Genomic DNA, 23,872 nt, shown 5'->3' with positions numbered 1-23,872 from the left:
TTTCGCTCCTGTTCTTCGTCAGATAGCCCGCTATCTTCCTCATCACAAAAGCGAAAATGCCTCAAAAACTCATCCCAAATCATCGCACGATAAATTCAAAACAGCTTCTTATATCCCAGACTGAGAATGTGTGCAGACGTGTTTCTCCGCACGCCTGCACGCACAATTCAGAAGTCATTCTTTTTCGCCATAACACAAGTCGCCTGCATCGCCCAGCCCCGGAACAATATACGAGTGAGCATTCAGTTCCGGATCGATAGTAGCACACCACAAGGTAGTCTTTTCTTGAGGAAAAACTTTCTGGATATGTTCTACAGCCTGTCGGCTGGCTATTACCGAAGCAATATGTACGTGCGCAGGCGTTCCCTTGGTCAGCAAGGCTTCATATGCATATTCCATAGAAGCACCCGTAGCAAGCATCGTATCGGTAAGAATCAATGTTTTTCCATCCAGTTTTGGAGAAGCGATGTATTCGATATGAATGTCGAAATGATCTTCATCGATGTATTTGCGGTAAGCCGATACGAAAGCATTCTCGGCATGGTCGAAATAATTGATGAATCCTCGGTGGAGCGGAAGCCCTGCACGCAGAATGGTCGCAATAACCGGACGGACAGCCGGTATGTTTTCCACTGCTTCGGCAAGCGGCGTGCGTATCACCTTCTCTTCATAAGGCAGGTCACGGCTGATTTCGTATGCCATGATTTCCCCGATACGTTCGATATTCCGCCGGAATCGCAAACTGTCTTGCTGGATGTTGACATCGCGCATCTCGGCAAGGAATTGGTTTAACAGTGTGTTGCTGGTACTAAAATCAATAATCTTCATGATGTTCGCTTGATAATTTTTCACAAAGGTACGAAGAAAAAAGGACATTTGTGTAAAAATGTCATGCTATGCCCCGAAGGTTTCGTGGTAAAGAGGGTGAGGGGTATCTTTTTTGAAACAAGGCAATTGCAAACTCCGTGTAGCATATTTGTTACACAAGTATAAAACTTTGCTAATTACGGATTTTTTTCAATAATATCTGCTTCGGATTCAAAAGAAACCACTATTTTTGTAGCGCGAAAAACAAGGGAGATGTGTTGAAGAACATCTTTTTTGAAGCTAACTAAAGAGAACATCAAGCAATAACTAAACATTTGATATAATAACCAATTAATCATTTGAACAATGGCAAATTTAGATCTTACTAAGTACGGTATCACTGGAACCGTAGAAATCGTACACAATCCTTCTTACGATGTATTGTTTGCAGAAGAAACAAAAGCTGGTTTGGAAGGCTTCGAAAAAGGTCAGGTAACTGAACTGGGTGCAGTAAACGTAATGACTGGTATCTACACTGGTCGTTCTCCTAAAGATAAATTCCTGGTAAAAGACGCTACAAGTGAAAACACTGTATGGTGGACTTCTGAAGAATACAAAAACGATAACAAACCTGTTACTACAGAAACTTGGAATGCTTTGAAAGTTTTGGCTGCAAAAGAATTGTCAAACAAGAAACTGTATGTAGTAGATGGTTATTGCGGTGCTAACGAAGCTACTCGTTTGAAAGTTCGTTTTATCATGGAAGTTGCATGGCAGGCTCACTTCGTAACTAACATGTTCATCCGTCCTTCTAAAGAAGAACTGGAATCATTCGAACCTGACTTCGTTGTTTACAACGCTTCTAAGGCTAAAGTTGAAAACTACAAAGAACTGGGCTTGAACTCTGAAACTGCCGTTGTCTTCAACTTGACTACTAAGGAACAAGTTATCCTGAATACTTGGTATGGTGGTGAAATGAAGAAAGGTATGTTCTCTATGATGAACTACTTCAACCCGTTGCGTGGTATCGCTTCTATGCACTGTTCTGCTAACACAGACAAAGAAGGCAAGAGCTCAGCTATCTTCTTCGGTCTGTCTGGTACAGGTAAGACAACTTTGTCTACTGACCCGAAACGTCTGTTGATCGGTGATGACGAACACGGATGGGATAACGAAGGTGTATTCAACTACGAAGGTGGTTGCTATGCTAAGGTTATCAACTTGGATAAGGAATCTGAACCGGATATCTACAACGCCATCAAACGTGACGCTTTGCTGGAAAACGTAACTGTAGATGCTAACGGCAAGATTGACTTCGCTGACAAGAGCGTAACTGAAAACACTCGTGTTTCTTATCCTATCTACCACATCAACAACATCGTTAAACCGGTTTCTAAAGGTCCTCACGCAAAACAAGTTATCTTCTTGTCTGCTGATGCATTCGGTGTATTGCCTCCAGTATCTATCTTGAACGAAGAACAGGCTCAGTACTACTTCCTGTCAGGATTTACTGCTAAGTTGGCTGGTACAGAACGTGGTATCACTGAACCGACTCCGACATTCTCTGCTTGCTTCGGTGCTGCTTTCTTGTCATTGCACCCGACTAAATATGCAGAAGAATTGGTTAAGAAGATGAAGATGACTGGTGCTAAGGCTTACTTGGTTAACACTGGTTGGAACGGAACTGGCAAACGTATTTCTATCCGTGATACTCGTGGTATCATCGACGCTATCCTGGATGGTTCTATCGAAAAAGCTCCTACTAAGACTATTCCTTACTTCGATTTCGTTGTTCCGACAGAATTGCCGGGTGTTGATCCGAAAATCTTGGATCCGCGTGACACTTACGCTGATGCTGCTGAATGGACTAAGAAAGCTGAAGACTTGGCTGGACGTTTCATCAAGAACTTCGCTAAGTTTACAGGTAACGAAGCTGGTAAGGCTTTGGTTGCTGCTGGTCCGAAATTGTAATTTCAATCTCAACCTATATGGCAAAGCGGTCCTCTTTCGTAGAGGACCGCTTTTTTAATGCCTGTTTAAATGCTGTTCAAGCCAAAAGCTCCCTCAAACGAACATAAGTGAGAAGGCTGACTCACTTATGTGAAACGCCCGGGTTACTTATGTGAAACGGTCCACTCACTTATGTTCATCAAAATGCACATTTTGATACCGTTTTACAGTACAACATGGCTTTATTGGAAAATTTAAATAGGCTCTTAAAATTACCATGTTGCTTTATTTGTTATATTTTCCTTGTTTTACAAACTTAAGAACTTTAGTAGAAGATGAAGAATGAAAGGTACGAGCTGAATAAGAATTTGGCTCAAATGTTGAAAGGAGGCGTTATCATGGATGTAACGACTCCGGAGCAAGCAAAGATTGCCGAACAGGCAGGTGCAGTAGCGGTTATGGCATTGGAACGCATTCCGGCTGATATCCGTGCAGCGGGCGGAGTTGCCCGTATGAGCGACCCGAAGATGATACGTGGCATACAGGAAGCTGTCAGTATTCCTGTGATGGCGAAAGTGCGTATCGGACATTTTGTGGAAGCACAGATATTGGAAGCGTTGGAAATCGACTACATCGACGAGAGTGAAGTATTGTCGCCGGCAGACGGTGTGTTCCATATAGACAAGACCCAGTTTAAGGTACCGTTCGTTTGTGGAGCTAAAAACCTGGGCGAGGCATTGCGCCGTATCGCAGAAGGTGCTTCGATGATTCGTACCAAAGGAGAACCGGGCACCGGCGATGTGATTCAGGCAGTGACTCACATGCGCAGCATGATGCGCGACATCCGCCGCGTACAGGCACTTGCCGAAGACGAACTGTACAATGAGGCCAAAGAGCTGGAAGTGCCGTTGGACTTGTTGCGGTATGTACACGAAAACGGAAAGCTTCCCGTAGTGAATTTCGCTGCCGGAGGTGTAGCCACTCCTGCCGATGCCGCCTTGATGATGCAACTGGGGGCTGAAGGTGTGTTTGTCGGTTCCGGTATCTTCAAGTCTGGCAATCCCGAAAAGCGGGCGCGTGCCATTGTCAATGCCGTAACCAACTATAACGACGCTAAGTTATTGGCAGAGGTTTCTACCGATTTGGGCGAAGCCATGGTAGGCATTAACGAAGATGAAATCACCCTGTTGATGGCAGAAAGAGGAAAATAACCGGGAAAGGATATGCTGAAAATAGGTGTTTTGGCGCTGCAAGGAGCTTTCCTTGAGCACGAACAGATGTTGGACCACTTGGGTGTAGCACATTTTCAAATCCGCCAATTATCCGATTTGTCCTGCCCCATGGACGGGCTGATTATACCAGGCGGGGAGAGTACGGCTATCGGCAAGCTTTTGAATAGCCTGGATATGATGTCTCCGCTTAGGGAGAAGGTGAAAGAAGGATTGCCCGTATTCGGTACATGTGCAGGTATGATTCTATTGGCAAATGAAATAGAAAACGACCCGAAGCGCTACTTGCAAGTGATGGACATCTGCGTGAAACGCAATGCATACGGCCGCCAGTTGGGCAGTTTCTTCACTCATGACCTGTTTGCCGGACAAGAAATACCCATGACTTTCATCCGTGCTCCTTATATAAATAAGGCAGGCGCGCAGGTGGAAATCTTGTCAACGGTAGACGGGCACATCGTAGCAGCACGTGAAAAGAACATGTTGGTCTGCTCGTTCCATCCCGAACTGACGGACGATACTACAGTACATGCTTATTTCATCGAGAAGATGGTAAAAAAGGTATAAGCAATTGATTTTTAACGCCGTTGTGAGTATTCTTATCCGAGATTACCACAACGGCTGTTTTTGTTCCCATCGTTTAAATAATATGAAAAAAATAAGCCGATAATTACACGGAATGCTGAAAAAATATAATTTTGCACCGGGTTTTTAGAGGCATGCTTCTTATGTGTACATCCAAGGGGTTGGGTGAAAAACAGTTCATGAATAACAATTATTTAATATATAATTTATGAAAAGAAGCATTTTTCTGATTTTATACGGGTGGTGCACCGTGCAGCTTATGGCGCAGAGTCTGACTGTAAATGGAGTGGTTTTAGACGAATCCAGCCAAGCTGTTATCGGAGCTACTGTACTGGAAGAAGGAACCGAAAACGGAACCATTACCAATTTGGATGGCGAATTTACCTTGCAAGTAGAGAAAGGCAAGGCGTTGGTAATCAGTTATATCGGTTTTGAGACACAGCGCGTACGGGCGGTGAATGAAAAGCAATTGAAAATCATTCTTCACGAAGATTCCGAACTCTTGGACGAAGTGGTTGTAGTAGGCTATGGCGTAAAGCAGAAGCGTTCCACGATGACTACGGCTATTTCGAAAATGGACCAGAAAGTCTTGCAGAACGCAGCTCTTTCTAATGCGGCACAAGCCTTGCAGGGTACTGTCAGCGGCTTGCGTGTAACGAATACTTCCGGAGCGCCGGGAAGCGCGCCTACCATCGTATTGCGTGGCGGGGCGGGAATAGAAAGCGCAGGTTCCCCCTTGGTGGTAGTCGATGGCGTAGTCCGTTCCATGGACGATATCAACCCTTCCGACATCGAATCGATTCAGGTATTGAAGGACGCCGCTTCTACAGCGATTTATGGAGCCCGTGCCAATAATGGCGTGATTCTGGTGCAGACGAAGAAAGGGAAAGCCGGACATACCCAAGTCTCTTATAAATTTAAAGGAGGCATGAACTTTGCCCGTAAAGGTTACGAATACATGGATGCCGAGAATTACATCCGTTTCGGACGATTGGGGCGCATGTACTCGGGCGGAAGCATTACGGATATCGACAATACAAGAGGATACGGTGCCGTATACGGCGCCAATAACCCTGACCAGTATGCAATCCGCTATTTGGACGGGAACGAGAACTTGTTGCAAGAAGGTTGGAAACAAATGACCGATCCGGTAACAGGCAGGCAAATCGTATTCAAGGATTACGGGACTACCCTGCGTGACGAGGTGTACAAAGACCCTGCTTTTACACAAGACCACTACTTGAGCTTTAACGGAGGAAGCGAAAAAGGCACGTTCGCCGCATCATTAGGGTATTATTCCGAAGACGGAACGGTAAAAGGCACGGAATACCGCCGGTTCAGCGGTACGTTGAACGGGAATTATAAGGTATTGCCCATTTTGAATATCAAAGGAGGAGTAAGTTTTTCCACCTCTACTGCTCCGGAATTGTATTACGACGACATGGCAGACCTTTTCGAGCGTATGCAGAGTATGGAACCTACCTGGAAACCTTTCTTCGACGACGGGTCGCCTAATTATGGCTACGGCAAGCGTGACGGCAATCCGCTCTATTGGCTGGACAAACTGACGAATAAGAACAATACACGTAAGACAACGCTGAATATCGGCGCCGATTTGGAACTGATAAAAGACAAGCTGTTCTTGCGCGAAAACAGTTCGGTTTATTATGAAGACTATACAAGGGAATTGTTCGATAAGGAATACCGTGACTATTGGAACGTGAATACAGAACGGAAGGCTTCGTTTGATTATCAGCGCACCATCCAGCAGCAGCATAGCGTGCAGCTGGAATATACCGATACGTTTAAAGAAGACCACAATTTCTCGGCAATGCTGGGAGGGGAATATTTTGAGAATCAGTATACCGAATACAGCGGAACCGGCCAGGGAGCACCTTTCGATGATATTCCTACCCTGAACGCATCGGGAAACGAAAATATGACTGCGTATTCATACCGTGAAGGATACCGCATCGCTTCGTTCTTCGGACGGGTGACTTACGATTACAAACGCCGGTATTTGTTTACGGCTGTAGCCCGCTACGATGGCATTTCCCGTTTGTCCGACAACCGCTGGGGATTCTTCCCGGGGGTGTCTGCCGGTTGGAATATCCACGAAGAAGCTTTCTTTCACAACAGCCCGCTTGCCAATGTGGTCTCTACGCTAAAGCCTCGTATTTCGTACGGCATCAACGGCAATGTGAACGGCATCAACAATTACGACGTATATGGGCTGTACGGGCAAGCCAGCGGCACACATCCGTATAACGGAGTGAACGGCATTCTGAATACGGCAGTTATCAATTCGCAACTGCGCTGGGAAAAGAGCAAATCTTTCGAAGCAGGTTTAGACCTTGGCTTTCTGAACAACCGTTTCAATCTGATTCTGGATTATTATAACCGTACGACTTCCGACTTATTGACCGATGTAAACCTGCCCGGGTACACAGGATTCGATTCGTTTAAGACCAATTTGGGAACGTTGCGTAACAGCGGGTTCGAGGTGGAAGGCAACCTAAACCTGATTTCCAATCCGAAAGGATTCAACTGGAATTTCTCTTTTAACGCTTCGTATGTGTTCAATAAAATTGTGAAATTGCCCGATAATGGCAATGAGAACAACCGTCAGGGCGGATCTCAAGTTTGGGACCCGGCATCTCAACAGGTCATTTGGGTAGGAGGATACCAGGAAGGTCATACGTTGGGCGATATTTATGCATATCAGCAGGTAAAAATCTTGAGAGACGAAAGCGAAGTGGCGCAATTGGCAGGAAACCGTATGGATATGATTGCAGGACTGTACGGGCCGAATGTCAGCGAGGCAGACCGCCAACGTTACGGACTGACCAAGCCGATTGAAGCCGGCGATGTGCTTTGGGCAGACTTGAACGGCGATAATGTCATTGACCAGCTGGACCGCGTAAAGGTCGGAAACATCTATCCGAAATGGACCGGCGGCTTCAGCACTACCCTTTCGTATAAAAATGTCTCGCTTTACGGGCGGTTCGACTTTGCAGTCGGGCATACCATCTTGAACATGGTGGCGATGCGTTCTATCGGGCAGTCGGTCGGATTCAAGAACATCATTGCCGACGGGCTGGATTGCTGGACAAGCGAAAATCCGGATACAGACCTGCCTAAGTCATACTACGATGATTCCACCAATAAGAAGAACCTTTACCGCGATACGGCAGGAAGTGACATTACGAGCGTAGACAACCGTAGTTCCCGTTTCTATGAAAAGGGCGACTATTTGGCTTTGCGTGAATTGACATGGAGTTGGAAGCTGCCTGAGAAATGGGTTTCCAAGATTCATAGCACCGATGTTTCATTGTATATTACAGGGCAGAATCTGTTTTACATTACGGGATATAGCGGCACGTCTCCCGAAGCTCCGTTGGTTTATCCGGGAGTCGATACCGGACGTTATCCGACTCCGCGTACCGTATTGGTCGGTGCGTCTATTTCATTCTAACTTTAAAAAACGTATGATGATTATGAAGAAAACAATACAGATGTCAGTTTTGGGCGTGATAGCGGCATGCTCATTTAGCAGTTGCCTGGATATGACCCCAATCAGCGAAATTACCGATGAAAATATGTGGAAGAACGAAGGGCATTTCACTTCCTTCATGTATGGCATACACAGCCGCTTGCGTGATGCCGATGCGCAAAATCTGTTTATGTTGGGCGAATTGCGTTCGGACATTTACAATACAGGCATCGGCTGGACGGGCGAAAGCAATCAGGTAGAAGAAATCACTTCCAATACACTGACCGAAGAACGTCCGGGCATTGAGAATTACGGCGGACTGTATTACAATATCAATCAAATCAACCTGTTTCTCTCACGGGCTGAAACCACAGACTTATTAAGTGAAGCCGACCGCAATTATTACTTGGGCGAAGCGTATGGGCTGCGTGCCTTCTATTATTTCCATTTATTACGCTCGTGGGGCAATGTAGTATGGAATGCCGACCCCAGTTTAGGTTTTGAAGTAGGCAACTTAGAGCGTCCGGCTACGGATGCGTCAACCGTAATGCAGTATATCAAAGACGATATTGCGTCATCTGAAACAGCTTTTGGAGACGATTATTCGTTCCGTGCCGGGCGTTCGTTGTGGTCGAAGGCGGCAACACTGACTTTAAAAGCGGAAGCTTACCTTTGGTCCAGCAGGCAAATGAATGGCGGAACGGCTGATGCACAGACAGCTTTAGAGGCGTTGAACGATGTGCAGACGCATATCTCGCGTACAGAATTGGATTTGCTGCCCGATTTTGCCTCTGTGTTCGATTACGAAAATAAGGGCAATAACGAAATTATCTTCTCGCTGCATGCGGCTTACAACGAGGCGGATTTGTTTAACGGAGAATGGCGCAACCGCATGGTGCCGCAACAGACCACGTTGAGCAGTTATTACGAAAGCGACGGTTCGCCCATCAGCCTGAACTTTAACGGCAATGTATATTATCCGCTCCGCGAAGAACTGTACAGCCAGTTTGATGAAACAGACACACGCTTGAGCGGAACATTGCGGGCTGTTTATAGCAAAGACGAATCAGGAACGGTTGCATACGTCGGTTGTTTTGCTTATAAATTCCGGGGCATGACACCTGCCGGCGCTTCATACCGGGAGTTTTGCGACGATTACCCCATTTACCGTTATGCCGATGTGTTATTGCTGAAGGCAGAGGCGGAAGCGGTGCTTGGCAGTGACCCTGCAGAAGAAATCAATCAGATTCGTCAGCGGGCGTATGCCGGAGCGTACGAGGAAGCGTCAATGGGTTATCCGCATCTGGCAGGAGACAACGAAGGAATCAACGAAGTGCTTTTGCGTGAACGTTTGCGCGAGTTTATGTTCGAAGGAAAACGCTGGTACGACCTTCGCCGTTTCGGACAAGAATACGTCATGAAATATTCGTCCTTGCAAAACCCGGACCATTTGCTTTGGCCCATCGATACAGACACCATGACAGATAATCCGGCATTGACACAAACACCGGGATACGAATAAGTTTGTGAGTTTTTAAGTTTATGAGTTTTTGAGTTTATCATATTGTTTGTATATTCGCAATTGGATTTTTACCACAAAGGACACAGCGTTTTTCTCTAAAAAAATCATTCCTGTGTGATACTCTGTGCCCTCTGTGGTAAAATCCAACAAAACTCACAAACTTAAAAACTCAAAAACTCATGAAACACGTATTAATCGCAACCCTGCTTCTGCCCCTGATGGCGTGCGGAGGAGGACAAACACAGGCAACCGCCGAAGTTACCCAAGACAGTGTAAAGAATCAAGTAGTGGAAACCATCATGTCACGCCGTAGCATCCGCCAGTATAAACCGCAGGCGGTAGAGCGTGAAAAGATGCAGACTATTGTCGAATGCGGTATCAATGCCCCCAATGCCATGAACCGCCAACCTTGGGAAATCCGTGTCGTAGACAATCCCAATTATATTAACGGCATAACCGAATTATATAAGAAAGCCAATCCGAAAGCCGCGTCAGACTCTACATTCCGCAATATGTTCCGCAATGCACCTACGGTAGTCTTTATCGGGCACGATACAAAATCAGAAAGTTCGCCTTTCGACTGCGGTTTGTTGGCTGAAAACATGATGATTTCAGCTTGGTCTATGGGGATAGGAAGTTGTTGTTTGGGAAGTCCCGCCCGCTTTATGAAGAGTCCTGAAGCGGCTGAATACTTGAAAAAGCTAAACTTCAGTGAAGGTTACGAACTGTTATATTGCATCGGCTTCGGCTATCCCGATGAGACTCCAACCGCCAAGCCTCGTGAAGCAGACAAAATCCAATTTATCGAGTGAAATATATCACTATTGCAAAATTTAAATGTAGAAAAAACAGAGGCATAATGTAATCTTATTTAAGGATGCAGTTCCATACGAAGGCGTATTGTCAAGAGCAACTTCTGCAAACGGCGTATGGGTTTTGCCGCATGACTTTACCCGTTATGAAGATATTGAAGACGCAAGAACGAAGAACTACCTGTTGTTCAAGGCTAATGATGGTGCTAAGCACGCTTTGTCGTTGACTGCAACGTTGGGCAACACCACCATCAAGACAGCTTATGATTTGGGCGCAAGCTTGAAGAAAATAGGCAAAGTGGAAGTATATCCTAATAATCTGACTAACTGTGCTGTAAATAAGGAATATGTTCCGACTTATTCAACTTCATCTGTTGATGCCAATGCCGTTTACGACTATTGGTTGACTTTTGAACAATCTGCAGACAATCTGAAAGCTGTTCAGCTGTATGGCGCAGAAATCGTTAACGATGGACACTCTTTCAGATATACAAGAGACACAGGTGTAAACAATTCTGTTAAATTGGTCTACAACTATATTTTGATGGACGGAACTGTAGTAGAGGGTGATAAAGCGCCTATATTTACTGCATTGATGCGCGAAGAAATGGCTACAGAACATACTGTAACATTAGAACGCCTGAATGTTCCGATGGATGCAAAATACATTGATGGAAAAGACAACAAAGAATTGACTTGGATTGATAATTGGATTTGGAGTAATAACGGCGAAAAAGTATTTGCATTGAATACTGAAGCATACTCTTTGACTGAATTGCTTAACGGAATGAGTGATGTAGAAAAAGCAGTATGGAATAGTGCAATTGCAAACAACTCCGTGAAACTGACCGTTATTGGTGGTGAAGGTGACAATAACCAAGATAATGACAATGACGATATGGGTCACAATGTCCGTTATTCTGTTGACACAAAGAACAATACCATTACTTTCCAGTTCTGTGTATCTTATGGATATCCATACAACTTCAGCTTGAACAACGCATACCAGTTGACTTTGACTGTAAACGATCAAGATACCCAGACTCCGGTAGCATCTATCGTATTGCCGTTTGAATTTACTCAACCGACTTTGGATATCACTCGTGAAAACGGTGAAAAGGCTATTTGGACCAGCGATACAGAATTGAGACTGTATGGTGATAAAGTTGGTAATTATATGTATGCTCCGCTCTTTGAAGCATTCACTACTGCATATGAAAAGGAATATAGCAAATTTATACCTAATGCAGAATATTATGTACTGAAAGGTAATCCTAAATATAACATTTATGATGGTAAAATTATGGATTACACTTATGACAAATTGAATGCACCGTTAACAGAAATTGCTTATTCAAGTAAGGCTGAAGAATGGGAGACCTATATTCACAAGGGTGATGTTAACAGTAGCGAAATTGAAATCTTCGCTGAATATAATTTCTATGGAGTATATCCAGCAACAGAAGAGCAAGTAAAAGACTTTACATTAGTATTTGCAAGCTTACTGGGTGATGCAAAAGAAGTTAAGACTAAAGCATCTGAATACATTTCTAATAATGTAACCCGTGAAGTTATCTTGAAAGATACAGATTTCACTTTGACCGATGCATTAGGTAATCCATTCTATCTATTTGATGGTATTACAGCTGATGGTAATATTGATCCGCGAGATGAAATGAACCAACGTCAAGGCTTTGAAGAAGATACTGAAGGTTTTGCACGTAATTTCGTTCTTGCAAATGCAAATATCACTGCAGTAGATAAAAATGGTAAGACTATTTTTGATAAGGCTAAGGGTAGTATTATTGTAGGTACAGCAGGAACTGCAGTTGTTGATCCAGATGGTTCAATAACTATTACTCAAGGTTATGCAGGATTCTATGAAAATCTTTATACTAAGACCAATGGTTGGGCAGTATCAGGTCCTTATGAAGATAAGGTTGTTGTCGTTAACTTGCCAGCTAAACAAGCGAATAAGAAAGAAGGTTTGCCTGCTGTTCCAGGTGGCATCATGATTCAGTTGCCTAATAATATCGGTACAACTGAGCCTATAACTCTCAAGTTCGAATTGGTTGACGTATTCGGTGTTACTAAGACTCTGTCTGTAACTGTAAAAGCAGCGAAGTAATAACAGCCTAAGCAAAACAATTCAGAATTAACACTGCTTACTAAGATAAGAGAGGCGTTCCCAATCTCATAATGGGAAACGCCTCCCTTTCTTTTTATCTTTACATTAACCTTTAAATTACGGATATGAAAAAATGAATTCCACATTTCACCCAATGAACTGTAAGGACGTATCGCATATGCCCTGAAATCATCCGCGTGGATAAGTTGGCGCATTCAGGGCGTATGCGATACGCCCCTACATAGAATAGAAAATCGCAAATAGACAAATAGTAAATCAGACGGTTTTCCAGTCCTCCACCGTCCCCGTTTCGGAAGAGAAGTTCACACCTATTTTATATAAGGTGCGCGGGTCGGCTTCGTAGGGTCGGGCATAGCCTTTCGCCTCTATCTGCGCCAAAGCCTCGTCCGCCGTGCCGTCGCGCTTGAACTCGAAAATATAGATGTAGTCATCCGTCTCCACGATGCAGTCGGCACGCCCCTGGCTCTGTTCTTTCTCCGTATAGACCGTGTAGACGCTTATCAGGCGGAAGATGAGGTAAAGCGTATAGTGGAAGAAGCGTTCCTTTTCCGCCTCGTCCTTCTTGGCACGCATTGAGTATGGGATACTGGCAAGAAAAGAAGTAAACAGCTTGCGGAGTTGTTCCAAATCGCCTTGACGCATGGAAACAACCACACTCCGTATCCAGCCGCCCAGGTTTTCCTGAGGCTGCAAATAACTGGAAGCAACCAACGATACAAAGCCGCTCTTCACTTCGTTGTTCGGGAAGTCGAGCAGGAATGTACCGAAATCACTGTCGTAGCCCTTGATGGTCAGGTATCCGCTCTGGTAAATCATCGGCAGGGGCTTTTCCACATCCGCCTTATAATCGACAAACTCCTTGTCCTCGTAATATTTGCCGGTCATTCCGTTCAGGTCCTCCTGCGTATGGTTCAGCAGGCGGACCAGATAGGTGGGTGTGCCGCTGGAGAACCAATAGTCACGGAGTGCCTTTTTGGCAAACGCGTTCAGCAGGCTGAACGGGTTGTATATGTCCGTCAGGTTGCCGCTGAAGTGATAGCCGTCATACCGGTGCTTCAGCATGTCCAGCATCCCTTCTTCAGTAACCTTATATTTTGTAGCCAATGCCTTGATAGGCTCGGCAAAATAACGCTCCAGCTCTTCCTGTGTGATGCCGCAAAGCGTTTCATACTGCTCGTCCATGCTGATGTCGCTCGGCTGGTTGAACCCGCTGAACACACTTACCTGAGAGAACTTGGTCACGCCCGTCAGCAGCACGAACTGAAGGTCTTCATCCGCCAATTTAAAGGTGGAATAGAAACTCTTTAATATTTCCCTATGGATGTCTTCCAGCAGACGCTCCTTCCCGTCTATCGTGGCCGTGTATCCCGTATCCAGCACATCGAGTATCGGCTTGTCGTATTCGTCTACCAGCACCACGCACCGCCTGCCGTACCGCTGGTGCGCCTGCTGCAGCACGTAGGCAAACCGCTTGCCTATATCCTCAAATTCTGTAGTTCGCCCGTATTCCTTTTCCCATGTGCCGACCGTACCTCCTATGATATCATCCAGTTTGCCCGATCTTGTAAAGTCAGTCCCGTTAAAGTCGATATGGAACACGGGGTATTCCGCCCACTCGGTTTCCAATTTGTCAATAGCAAGCCCCTTGAACAGTTCTTTCCGCCCTTGGAAATAGCATTTCAAGGTAGAGACCAGCAGGCTCTTGCCGAACCGGCGCGGACGGCTCAGGAAATAGATTTTCCCCTCGTTCACTAACCGGTAAATCAAACCGGTCTTGTCGACATATACATAACCGTCTTCTATAATCTGGTCAAAGCTCTGGATTCCTATCGGGTACTTCATCGTGCATCAAGTTTTGGATTTACGCAAAGAAACAAAATTATTCTGAAAGGGGCCATAAAAAAGCGGCTCAAAAAAGCCGCTTTTTTATGGTTTTTTATTGATGCGAATCAGGAGTTAAACGTAGTTATGTTTCACAGGAGTTATCACTTCGTTCAGGAGTTAAAGACCAATAGTCCTGCTTCTGAAAACAATGTAAGAGGTATTGGCATCTAACTCCCAGCCCACCAAGTGGGCGATAACTCCATCTAACTCCCTTTTAACTCCTGATTGACATTCTTGACTGATAAATATTATACTTTGTACGGTATGAAAATGTGCATAGTATAATAGACTAATTGCTCCCATAAGTGGCCTTGATTATCTCTATCACCTTGTCTATATCCAGAAATTTCCCAATAGCAGGATTTGGGTTACTGTCCGCATCTTCTTTTATAGATTTTGCCTCCCTTAATCCATTTTTAATAGCCTCTTCTATAGCTTCTTTCGGCAATGCCAACCGTATCTCATTGCGAATCAGCTCTGTTATTTTCGATTCATCGGGAAACATATCCGTTACTTGTTGGGAGATGCTTTCTTTGATAGAGTCCTGTATTTTATTCAATACTTCATCATCTGTTGGCGTCTTTTGCTTGTTCTTTTCCAGTTCCATTGTCACATTGACTAAATAACGGAGAAAATCATAATATTCTTTGCTTCCGTCATTCTTTTTATTATTTTTACAACAACATACGGCTCCGCATATTATCGTGCATATGACGATTAATGCAATGGGAACTGCCATTGTCATTGAAAAACTGCCGATTATTTCTATGCATTCATCATTTGCTTTGCATAAACAGGCAATCAGGCCTATGAAGACAATTGCAACAAAAACGGTTCCAATTATCCATACCATAGTCTCATTTTTTGTGCCTGCATGTTCTTGCAAGTACTCTCTAAGGAGCTTTTTAAGGTCTGTTGCATTTTCGTCCATACGCTTGTATTATTTAAGTTTAACATAATTTTCCACTTTAAATATGCGGGAAGGCTCCAGCCTCTTCCGCATCTGTGCAATCCGCTTGTCCAGATTTCCGCTGTTTATCAGATACCGCTCGATGGCCAGCTGCTGTTGAAGGGTATCATTGTTCAGGTCATCGTCTAAAAAATACAATGTCGGGATTATGTCTTTATATGCACGTCCTTCGGTATGCATTTCGATAGCCTTGCTGTAGTTCAACACGGCCAGTTCTGCATTATAGTTCCACGCAAGACGTTCCAGTCCGTCGCTTCCGGCTTTCGATTTCAGGAAATCCCTCAGTTTCGGGCTCAGTTCCTCGCTTCCTTTATGATTGGCAATGTAGCGGTACAGTTTCTTGTAGCTTTCTTTATTCTTTACTTGCATGTACTCTGTCTGTGTCTCGCCGTTTGCATCATTGTCCTCACGGTTGTTCATAATGTCACCGTGCGCATACTTGTCAGCATCTTTATAAAGCAGCAACAAAGCGTTGTAAAGCCTTCTCCAATATTCGGTATAAAGATTGATATCCCCTAAAAAGTAGGAAATGAATAGAGTGGGATTGTTGAGTGGGAGAAGAATGTCGGCTATTTTCGCCAAGCATGTCAAATTGTCAACAACGAAAAAGTTTAAAGCGTCTATTTTTACTTTGAACGGATCGGAATATCTTTCAGGTTCCAGCCCATATTGCCGGAGTATGTCGCTGATATCCTCGCTGCTTTCGAAACAGGTGGTTATCGAACCTATCAACGTGTCGAAATTGAACCCTCCTTTGTCCCTTCTGATATTGAATACCCTGTCGAAAATTGTTTCATTCATCAGGAACTTAAAACGCAGGTTCTGTATATTCTGGCTTAGCGTGTTGATTTGTTTGTACCTGCCCATCAGGTTGCTGGAATAAATGTCTTTGATGCACTCGGACTTCTTGCACCGGATGCGCAATGACAGATACCGGTAAATCAGTTCTTCCACGTCGGGCGACAAAGGCAGCTTGTGCAAAGACACGTCTTCATCAATGTCTTTCCCGAACAGGTCCTTCATTTTTTCAATTTCCAGCATGTTCACACTGTCGTAGCGCCTATACAGGATGGTAATGATATGGTTCACCAGCCTTTCTATATCCGTCAAGAAGGCGGTAATGGCGTCTATCCTGCCGTTCTTTTCTCCCTCATGGTCCAAATGCCGGGCTATGCGCAGGTAGAAATTCAAGATTTCAAGGATTTGGCGGAACATCAGGACGGCATTGTTCTCGCTGCCTGCCTTGTCGAAAAATATACCGGCTTCCATATACAGCAAGATGGATTTTTCCAAGGAAGTCAACTCGTCATCCAGGTCGAACGTAGCATTGCATTCCTTTGAGTTTCCCTTTTCATAGAAACTGTAGAACGATGCAAACAGCTTCTCAAGGAAATACCTGTTGATTTTACAACTGTCATCCGAACAGCCTAACATAACATTGGCAAGCCCTTTCAGCGTGTTGGCTATCAAGGTCAGATGGGTTTCTTGCATACTTGCCATTTGGGTGCCGTGCCCGATGAGCCACAACATCAAGCCTACCGCTTTCGATTTCCCTTTCTCGCCGTATGAAAGGTTGAGGATACGTTTTATAATGGAATCGAAACTGAGGTTATAGTATTTGCAGGCATAACACGGAAGCCTTCTTCCCTTTTCGAAAAGCACGTTGCGGTGGCGCATGCAATCCTGTGACTTATGGAGCAGGCTATCGTCAACTTTCAGTTCGTACAATAACTTTTCAACCTTTTCTGTACAACCGCAATGAGCAGCCTCTGGCATTGTTTTTTTGGAAATGTATCTTGCAACGCTGTGTATGTCCCCCAGCCCTTCCGTCTCTTGGAAAGGGCTGTCAAACATGCCGCCGATTTTCTTGCTGCACTCAAAATACTTCACATTGAAGCTGGATGACAATTCCTTGGTCAGCTTGTCAGCAAAGCACTTCAAGTCAAACCCGTTCAGTTCCATGGAGCGGAACAGGTTGTTGTCACTCGCTTTTGTAAGCCCGTTTTTGTAATAAAGGATGTCTCCCAGCTTTTGGAAAAAGTCTGAATATATCATGGGCTTGTCCGAATCATTGACAAAGACATGCAGGTAGAAGAACTCTGATTCGGCAAGCTCCAGGTTGTCGCGCGTTATGCCTTCCGTTTCCATTTTCTCCAGTACAGAAAGTTTGGCAAGGGTAGGAAGGTAGGCAAGGCGGAGGTCGTAGAAAAAGGATTGCCGCATCAAGACGGCATATTTCTCAGGCGAGAGGATGCGCGATAGCTCGTAGCTCAAATGGTCTGCCTGAAAAGCGTATGACGGTGGGGTATCGCTTTCCCATCCTGAAGTATTCCCTTTATTCTGATGCGTCGGGTTGTTTTTCGCTTTATACAGCACAGCCTTTCTGTGCAGACTGGCATCGTTCTCTATCTTATATTTCAGGCTAAGCGCTTTCTCATCCAGCAGGCGGTAGTCTATCAGTCTTTTCCCCAGCTCGCTATAGGTGGTGTATGCCGAGTCGAATGTCTTCCTCTTTTCATAAGCGACCCCCAGCTTAAGCATGTTGCGCACAATGAACAGCATGTTCGAAATCCAATGGGCATCCTCATTGAAATCTGAACCTTTAATTTGGTTGACGACAAGCTGCAGCCCTGTCTGGTATTCATAGATGGCCTGCGAGTAGTCTTCGTCTGCCAAGTAGATGTCGGCAAGAATATGGTGGATGCTGGCAAGCGCATGGAGGTCTGTGTCCGACAACCGGTTCCTCTTGCTTGTATAGTATTCCAACAAATGCATATAATGCCGCTTGACGGGCAAGGAGCCGTCTTTCGAGAAATGGAACAATGCCGAGATGTCCTCTATCCGCTTCGAGAGGAAAGAAATCTCTTCCGATATCTTCATCGGGAACTTGAACTGGTATAGCCCCGACTGGACCGTTGCCAGATGCGTCTGCCCCAACAGGGCAATGATGGTGCTCAGGAAATCGCGCAGTTCGGGTGTCCGGTTCATGTCCAGCAGTTCGGGAATATGTTCCAGATTCCTCCATGAAAACCCTATATTATGGTATTTGAACACATGGCTGATCATAAACGAAGTGGATACCAGCAGCCTGTCCTCATAGATTTTCGATTTGCTGATCATCGCCTGCATGATCGGGTAGGCAAGGTAATGGATGAAGCCTATCTTCTGTATATCCTTGATGCCGAACGAGAGATAATAGCTGTAATCGTCTTCCAATACGTATTTTTTGACCCGTGTGAGATATTCACGGCTGCGGATGTCCTTTTCAAAATAAACGGCGATTTTCTTGGGGGAACCGTTGCTCATGTATGCCAGGTACATCACGTACTGGTACAGGAAAGACGTGTTCCGGAAGTTGCGCTTTTCCTTGTTTAGCCAGGTCTTGTTGGCATACCGGTGGTAATCGGCAAGGTTAGGTTTATCCGCCTCGCCTGGGGCAAAAAGGAACTGGCAAATATATTGTTCTGCCATGGCGGTAATGTCGGCCGATGAATCGCCGTATTTAAAGAAGCTGTTCACGTTAATGACGCCATCGAACACGCTGCTTATCGCAAATTCGCGGTCGGAGACATCGGCCAGATAGGCGTCATACAACTCACGCCCCGCAATGAAGATGAATTTTGCTTTCACCGTGGAAAGGAAATATTTCATATTCCCAAGGGTCTTCATCAGCTCTTTCTTCCTTTTCCGCGCATTCATAGTGCCCGAAAAGCCGCTGGCCGACAACTCATACGCAGGGATGCCGTCGTTTTCGTCCGGTTGCAGAAGTCCGTCTTCCGGCGTTTCTACTTTGTCAAGTTCGTCCATGACAAAGACAAACCGTACGTGATGGAAACGCAGGCTGTCTATTTCCTCGAATATATCCACCAGCGACTGTTCCATCTCACGGACGGAAGCACGGTCAAACTTCTTTTTCTTCAATATCATCGGAATCCGCTGGAATACGGACGAATAATCTTCATCGATGGCTGCTATGCTACGGAGGTAAAGATGGTGTATATTCTCTTTGATGCCTTCGAGTGTAGGAAACGAAAAATGGGAGGCCAATATGCAGGCTTTTTTCCAGGCGTAGTGCATCAGGCCATAAGATATGGCGACGGCAAGACCGCAGGCAAGTATCCGGTATTCTTTCAAGAACCAGTCACTCGCTTGCGTGAAGAAGAGTATCCAGTTGTTTTGGATGTCTGTAAGATTGACCTGCAGCGGATGAATCTCGTATGCAATCCAAGTGGTTAAAACCGTATGGAGGCACAGCACTATAAACGAGGGCAGGCAATGCCGCTCCGGGCGATTGGCATATTTGGCAAACTCATCGTGCACGCTTTTCACTATCAGCCGCAGGATTTCGTCGTTATGCGAAAGCAGCTCGTTGCCGATGTTGATATGTATAGGGATATACTGTATTTTCCGGTTGCCATTGTCCACGTCCTTTTCCTCTTCCGTGTTTGCCCCCTTCCTGTTATGGCAAAACCTTAATGTGTGCGTGCAGAAAAGGATGATGCCCGCCAACAGGATAAGGCACAAAGTCAACCCCCACCCGCAAGGCTTGGTGAAGCTTTCCGTCCCCCTGACGAGTATGCAGCTTGCGATTGTCCAAACCGGGAAAAGCACCCTGATTACATCAAAACAGATCCTGGTAGCGGGACGGTGCTGGTGCCGGACCAGCTCGTACAATGCTTTCCCCACAAAGCTTGATTTCCCCATGCCGCGAAAGCCGGTTATCAGATAGGCACCGGTCAAGGTCTTTTCATTGGAAATCCAGTTTTTCAGCTTGCTGATAATGGTGCGGCGGCCTACAAATCCATAGTCGCCCAGCTTGTCCGAGTTCGTTTGGTGGTACTGCTGGAAACCGGGCAAGGGGATGAGTATATGGTCGATGTTCGACGTGTATTCATTAAACATATTTTGGGGCTTTTCTCCTGCTTTCATCTGGTTAGAGTTAAGGTTTCGATAAAGTCATATTACAGTGCTGAGCAATGGATAACCTTCACAAATAATAACTATCATGTGCAAAAGGCATAATCGCATAAAGATAAATAAAGAAAAGAGAGGCAATCCTCAATACAAGATTGAGAACGCCTCTCTTATCTTAGGTAAGCATTTGGTTATTTAAATCACTTTGATTACCACCTTTGTATTATTTAAGCGTGATATCAATGTATTTATAACTTTCCGGATTTTCATGTCCGAATACGTCAACCAAAGTAAACTTCAATTCAGCACCCTTGATGTCAGATACCGGCGGATTTTCCGTCAATACTGTTGTGAATATGAATTCTTGAGCGTCTGCATCAAACGAAACCTTGAAGTATTCATCGTTTACACCACCTGTTGCCAAATGGCAATCTTTAATCTGGTTAGCGGTAAGTCTTGTGATATCAGTATTGCCTTCTTTGAGTTTCAAGATATCGGCAGCTTTTATACGGGTAGGGGTAGTACTGCCATAAACAATCTTTTCATGGACAGGTGCTTTCTTATCATCGTACTTCTTCCATTCCGAAGTCAGTCCGTTACCGCAAACCAATCTCATCTTGAAGTTCTTGTCTGCCGGAGCATCTACTTCGTAGTCATTATCATCAGATTCAGAAGAAATGTCTTTGTAAACATATCCTACAGTCACATTGTAAACCTTATCAGTAGTATTCTTATCTGAGAAGAGTTTAGCTGCTTCATCCATGTTATCTACATTAAGATAGAATCCATAACGAGCGTTATTGTCCAAATCAGAGTTGAATACAATCTGATCGTTATCGCTGGTGAATGTATAATTCCAGTCTACAATTGCATTATCTGCTGTAGAAATGCCATTGAATGCAGTACCCAAATTATGAACAACCAGATTATTATTCCAGTTATGGATATCTACAACCACTTCCTTAGCACCGTTTGTCAACTGGTTATTCTTCATAGAGAATTCAGCTGGGAATGTAGGCATTTCCTTAGTGAACGATACTTTAACAGTTCTTACAACAGCTTCTTTTTCATTTCTGATATTGAAGGTTCCGCTATAAGTTCCACCGTCTTTGTACATCGAAGGACTGCTATACAACACAATCTTCATTGTCTCTGCATTGTACGGGTTTGTCCGATTGCCATTTTCATCAACGAATTCAACATTAAATCCAGACTTATAGGTATTGCCGTTTTTGCTTACAACCGGATTGTTTTCATAATCAACCGTCCAATCGGTCATGCGGTAGTACATACTTTGTTTGAACAACTGGGTCAATTCGGCAGGTATAGGAATTTCTTCGATAACAGTAGAACTAATATCGGTCGGAGTATACTTAATATCTGTTACTTCTACCTGAGCGATATTGCCTACAGATACATAAAACGCTTTACCGTCCGGGTCAACCAATGTACCATCTTGATTGATGGCATATACACGGAAACCGATGATATCGCCATTAGCACTTTCGTCTTTAATGTTCAAAGTGATTTCTCTTGAAGTGGTGATTTGATTCAGACCTTCAATCTTTCCAGCATAAGAGTTCCATGCATTGATTTCAGACGGAGCACTTTCTACGGCACGTTGTGAATCCAGTGTCACATAGAAACCATAGATACCTGCCAAATCTGCTTCAGGTTGATCTTCATAACCCAGTCTTACAGTAAATGCTTCATTAGGTTTAGCCATGAAGAAATTTTGTGAATTTCGTTCATCTCCACCATAATACCAATCTTGTTTATTACCGTAAATTGTCCGTGTGTAACCTGCATCAATTCCATCTACTTCAGTCAAGAAATTTGTACCATCTTCTTGAAGTTCACCTTCAGCATCCAAATCCCATGCTTTATCAAACAACAAATTCTGATTCTCATCTACAACCCAAGTACGTCCGTCATTATCATTGGTATAGTCGTTGTTTTTTTCTTCAGCATAGTAATAACGATTACGTATATTATAATAAGGTACATCGTCAACCATGAACTGTAAGTTGTAATGATAATCGTACTCATTGCCCAAGGTCAAATTGTATTCACTGGTTACGTAACGTTCGGTGTCTTCCGGAGTATCCTTAACAGCTACGGCATAAAGGATGTCTTTAAGCTCTTTCATCTTTTCTACTTCCATGCCTTCTTTGTAGTCGTACTTAGAAGCGGCATTATAAGCTTCATCTTTGTAGTTCGTTTCGTTCAATTTGAACTTCACTTGCCACAAGCCGTTAGCGGAAATACCGCGGGTAGCCACACCTTTCACAGGTTCTACGCTTTCGATGGTTACCAAATCATCCAAGGTAGCTTTATCAGAGCTAACAAATGAAATTTGTTGCGGAGTCAGCACAGCATTGGTTGGAGATACGCGGATAACGATAGAATCGGATAAGAAAGCACGTTCGCCTTTCTTGAATTCACGTTGGTTAGCGACTTCGTACACACCGGCTTCTACTTCGTCTTTACCGAATGTATAATCTACGCGTGCAACGGCAGTACGCAAATCCAAAGTAGTATGAGCACCTTGAACAATGCTATTGTTACTACCATTCAACTTATAGTTCATAACGGTCACAAATGTTACAGCCTTGCTGAATGCAGCAGAAATCACATCCAGTTCAGCACCAACAGTTTCAGTCACCTGCTCTGCAATCTTGTTAGCCATTTCTTCGGTCAACTGACCAGCTTCGATGGCTTCGATTGAAGCTTTCAAAGCATCAATGTCTGCACCTGTCAGAGCCTTATATTCTTCCAAAGCAGCAAGCTGTCCCTCAATGGCAGTTTTGTTGGCAGCAATCTGCTTTGCGTTTTCAGCCACAGAAGCTTCCAGATCGGTGATGGCGTTCTGCAAATTGGTGTCAGCTTGCGCCAAGGCTTCCAGTGAAGCTTCAGTGTTAGTCTTGAACTGTTCCAAAGTCTGGATGCTGCCCGAAATGCCTGCCAATGTTTCGTTAACAGTAGCAATAGCAGCTTGCAGCTCTTCTTTGTCTGCAGTAGCGGCAGCTTGCAGTTCAGCCTTTGCAGCCTCCAAGTCAGCCTTTGCAGCTTCAATGGCAGCGTTTTGAGCAGCCAGAGCAGCTTGTTGGGCTGCACTTTCGGCAGCGTCAATTGCGCTTTGCAAACCGCTTTGTGCAGATTGCAAACTGCTGATAGTGCTTTCTATCGCAGTAATCTTGGCGCTTACACCTTCCTGGCCACTGATTTGTTCTTGTAGATTGTTGATGTCATCATCATAGTCTTTACAAGAGGTAAAAGTTCCTGTTGAAGCGAACAAAAGCGCTCCGAACAGCAGTGCACTTAAATACTTTTTTCTCATAACAAATAAAATTTAATTTATAAATTAAAAAACTCAAATCGTTCTAACTCAAGTCTTTACAAGTACAGCCATATTCTGGAGAGAACGGGCGGAAAGCCCCGTCAGTAGCCGCGCCGGCTACTGACGGATTGTATATAAGTATTTGATTTATAGATGTATTCGTGTCTGATATTAAGGCTTGTTGGTAAAATGTTCCGTATGAGGGCCTGTTTTGTTT

General features: G+C 44.5%; 12 protein-coding genes. 7 read left to right on the top strand and 5 right to left on the bottom strand.

Going from position 1 to position 23,872, the window contains the following annotated elements; all coding sequences use genetic code 11:
- Positions 1-174: 174 nt before the first annotated feature.
- Entirely contained in the window at positions 175-828 is a 654-nt protein-coding gene (upp, locus tag B5F78_RS05575) for a uracil phosphoribosyltransferase (protein ID WP_087212513.1), read from the bottom strand.
- Positions 829-1,173: 345 nt separating this feature from the next.
- Between upp and pckA the strand changes: the two genes are divergently transcribed.
- The 7 genes from pckA to B5F78_RS05540 all read left to right on the top strand — a co-directional run bounded on the left by pckA (position 1,174) and on the right by B5F78_RS05540 (position 12,526).
- A complete protein-coding gene (gene pckA / locus B5F78_RS05570; RefSeq protein ID WP_087406234.1) occupies positions 1,174-2,778 on the top strand; it encodes a phosphoenolpyruvate carboxykinase (ATP) in 1,605 nt (534 codons plus the stop codon).
- Between the two features lie 314 nt (positions 2,779-3,092).
- Positions 3,093-3,968, top strand: a complete 876-nt coding sequence (gene pdxS / locus B5F78_RS05565) for a pyridoxal 5'-phosphate synthase lyase subunit PdxS (protein ID WP_013618076.1) — start codon at positions 3,093-3,095, stop codon at positions 3,966-3,968.
- 15 nt (positions 3,969-3,983) lie between these two features.
- Positions 3,984-4,553: a pyridoxal 5'-phosphate synthase glutaminase subunit PdxT gene (gene pdxT, locus B5F78_RS05560; protein ID WP_087406237.1), complete on the top strand. Its 570-nt coding sequence runs from the start codon at positions 3,984-3,986 to the stop codon at positions 4,551-4,553.
- A gap of 226 nt (positions 4,554-4,779) precedes the next feature.
- Positions 4,780-8,046: a SusC/RagA family TonB-linked outer membrane protein gene (locus B5F78_RS05555; protein WP_087406233.1), complete on the top strand. Its 3,267-nt coding sequence runs from the start codon at positions 4,780-4,782 to the stop codon at positions 8,044-8,046.
- A 22-nt stretch (positions 8,047-8,068) separates the two neighbouring features.
- Positions 8,069-9,586 carry a SusD family outer membrane lipoprotein NanU gene (gene nanU / locus B5F78_RS05550; RefSeq protein ID WP_164470540.1) on the top strand — a complete coding sequence of 506 codons (1,518 nt, stop codon included), beginning with the start codon at positions 8,069-8,071 and terminating at the stop codon, positions 9,584-9,586.
- Positions 9,587-9,765: 179 nt separating this feature from the next.
- On the top strand, positions 9,766-10,398 hold the full coding sequence (locus tag B5F78_RS05545; protein WP_140400048.1) for a nitroreductase: 633 nt from the start codon (positions 9,766-9,768) through the stop codon (positions 10,396-10,398).
- An 88-nt stretch (positions 10,399-10,486) separates the two neighbouring features.
- Positions 10,487-12,526, top strand: coding sequence for a hypothetical protein (locus B5F78_RS05540; RefSeq protein ID WP_140400046.1), 2,040 nt, complete (start codon positions 10,487-10,489; stop codon positions 12,524-12,526).
- A 276-nt stretch (positions 12,527-12,802) separates the two neighbouring features.
- Here B5F78_RS05540 and B5F78_RS05535 read toward each other — a convergent pair whose 3' ends face one another.
- The 4 genes from B5F78_RS05535 to B5F78_RS05520 form a co-directional block, all read right to left on the bottom strand.
- Positions 12,803-14,389: an ATP-binding protein gene (locus B5F78_RS05535; protein WP_087406231.1), complete on the bottom strand. Its 1,587-nt coding sequence runs from the start codon at positions 14,387-14,389 to the stop codon at positions 12,803-12,805.
- A 331-nt stretch (positions 14,390-14,720) separates the two neighbouring features.
- On the bottom strand, positions 14,721-15,362 hold the full coding sequence (locus B5F78_RS05530; RefSeq protein ID WP_087406230.1) for a hypothetical protein: 642 nt from the start codon (positions 15,360-15,362) through the stop codon (positions 14,721-14,723).
- Positions 15,363-15,371: 9 nt separating this feature from the next.
- Positions 15,372-20,330, bottom strand: coding sequence for an ATP-binding protein (locus tag B5F78_RS05525; RefSeq protein ID WP_087406229.1), 4,959 nt, complete (start codon positions 20,328-20,330; stop codon positions 15,372-15,374).
- Positions 20,331-20,538: 208 nt separating this feature from the next.
- Positions 20,539-23,655, bottom strand: a complete 3,117-nt coding sequence (locus tag B5F78_RS05520) for a hypothetical protein (RefSeq protein ID WP_087406228.1) — start codon at positions 23,653-23,655, stop codon at positions 20,539-20,541.
- Between the last annotated feature and the right edge of the window lie 217 nt (positions 23,656-23,872).

The organism is Bacteroides sp. An279, from assembly GCF_002159615.1.
Lineage (GTDB): Bacteria > Bacteroidota > Bacteroidia > Bacteroidales > Bacteroidaceae > Phocaeicola > Phocaeicola intestinalis.
The sequence above is the reverse complement of the archived record's forward strand: the minus strand, read 5'-3'. Positions and strand labels throughout refer to the sequence as shown.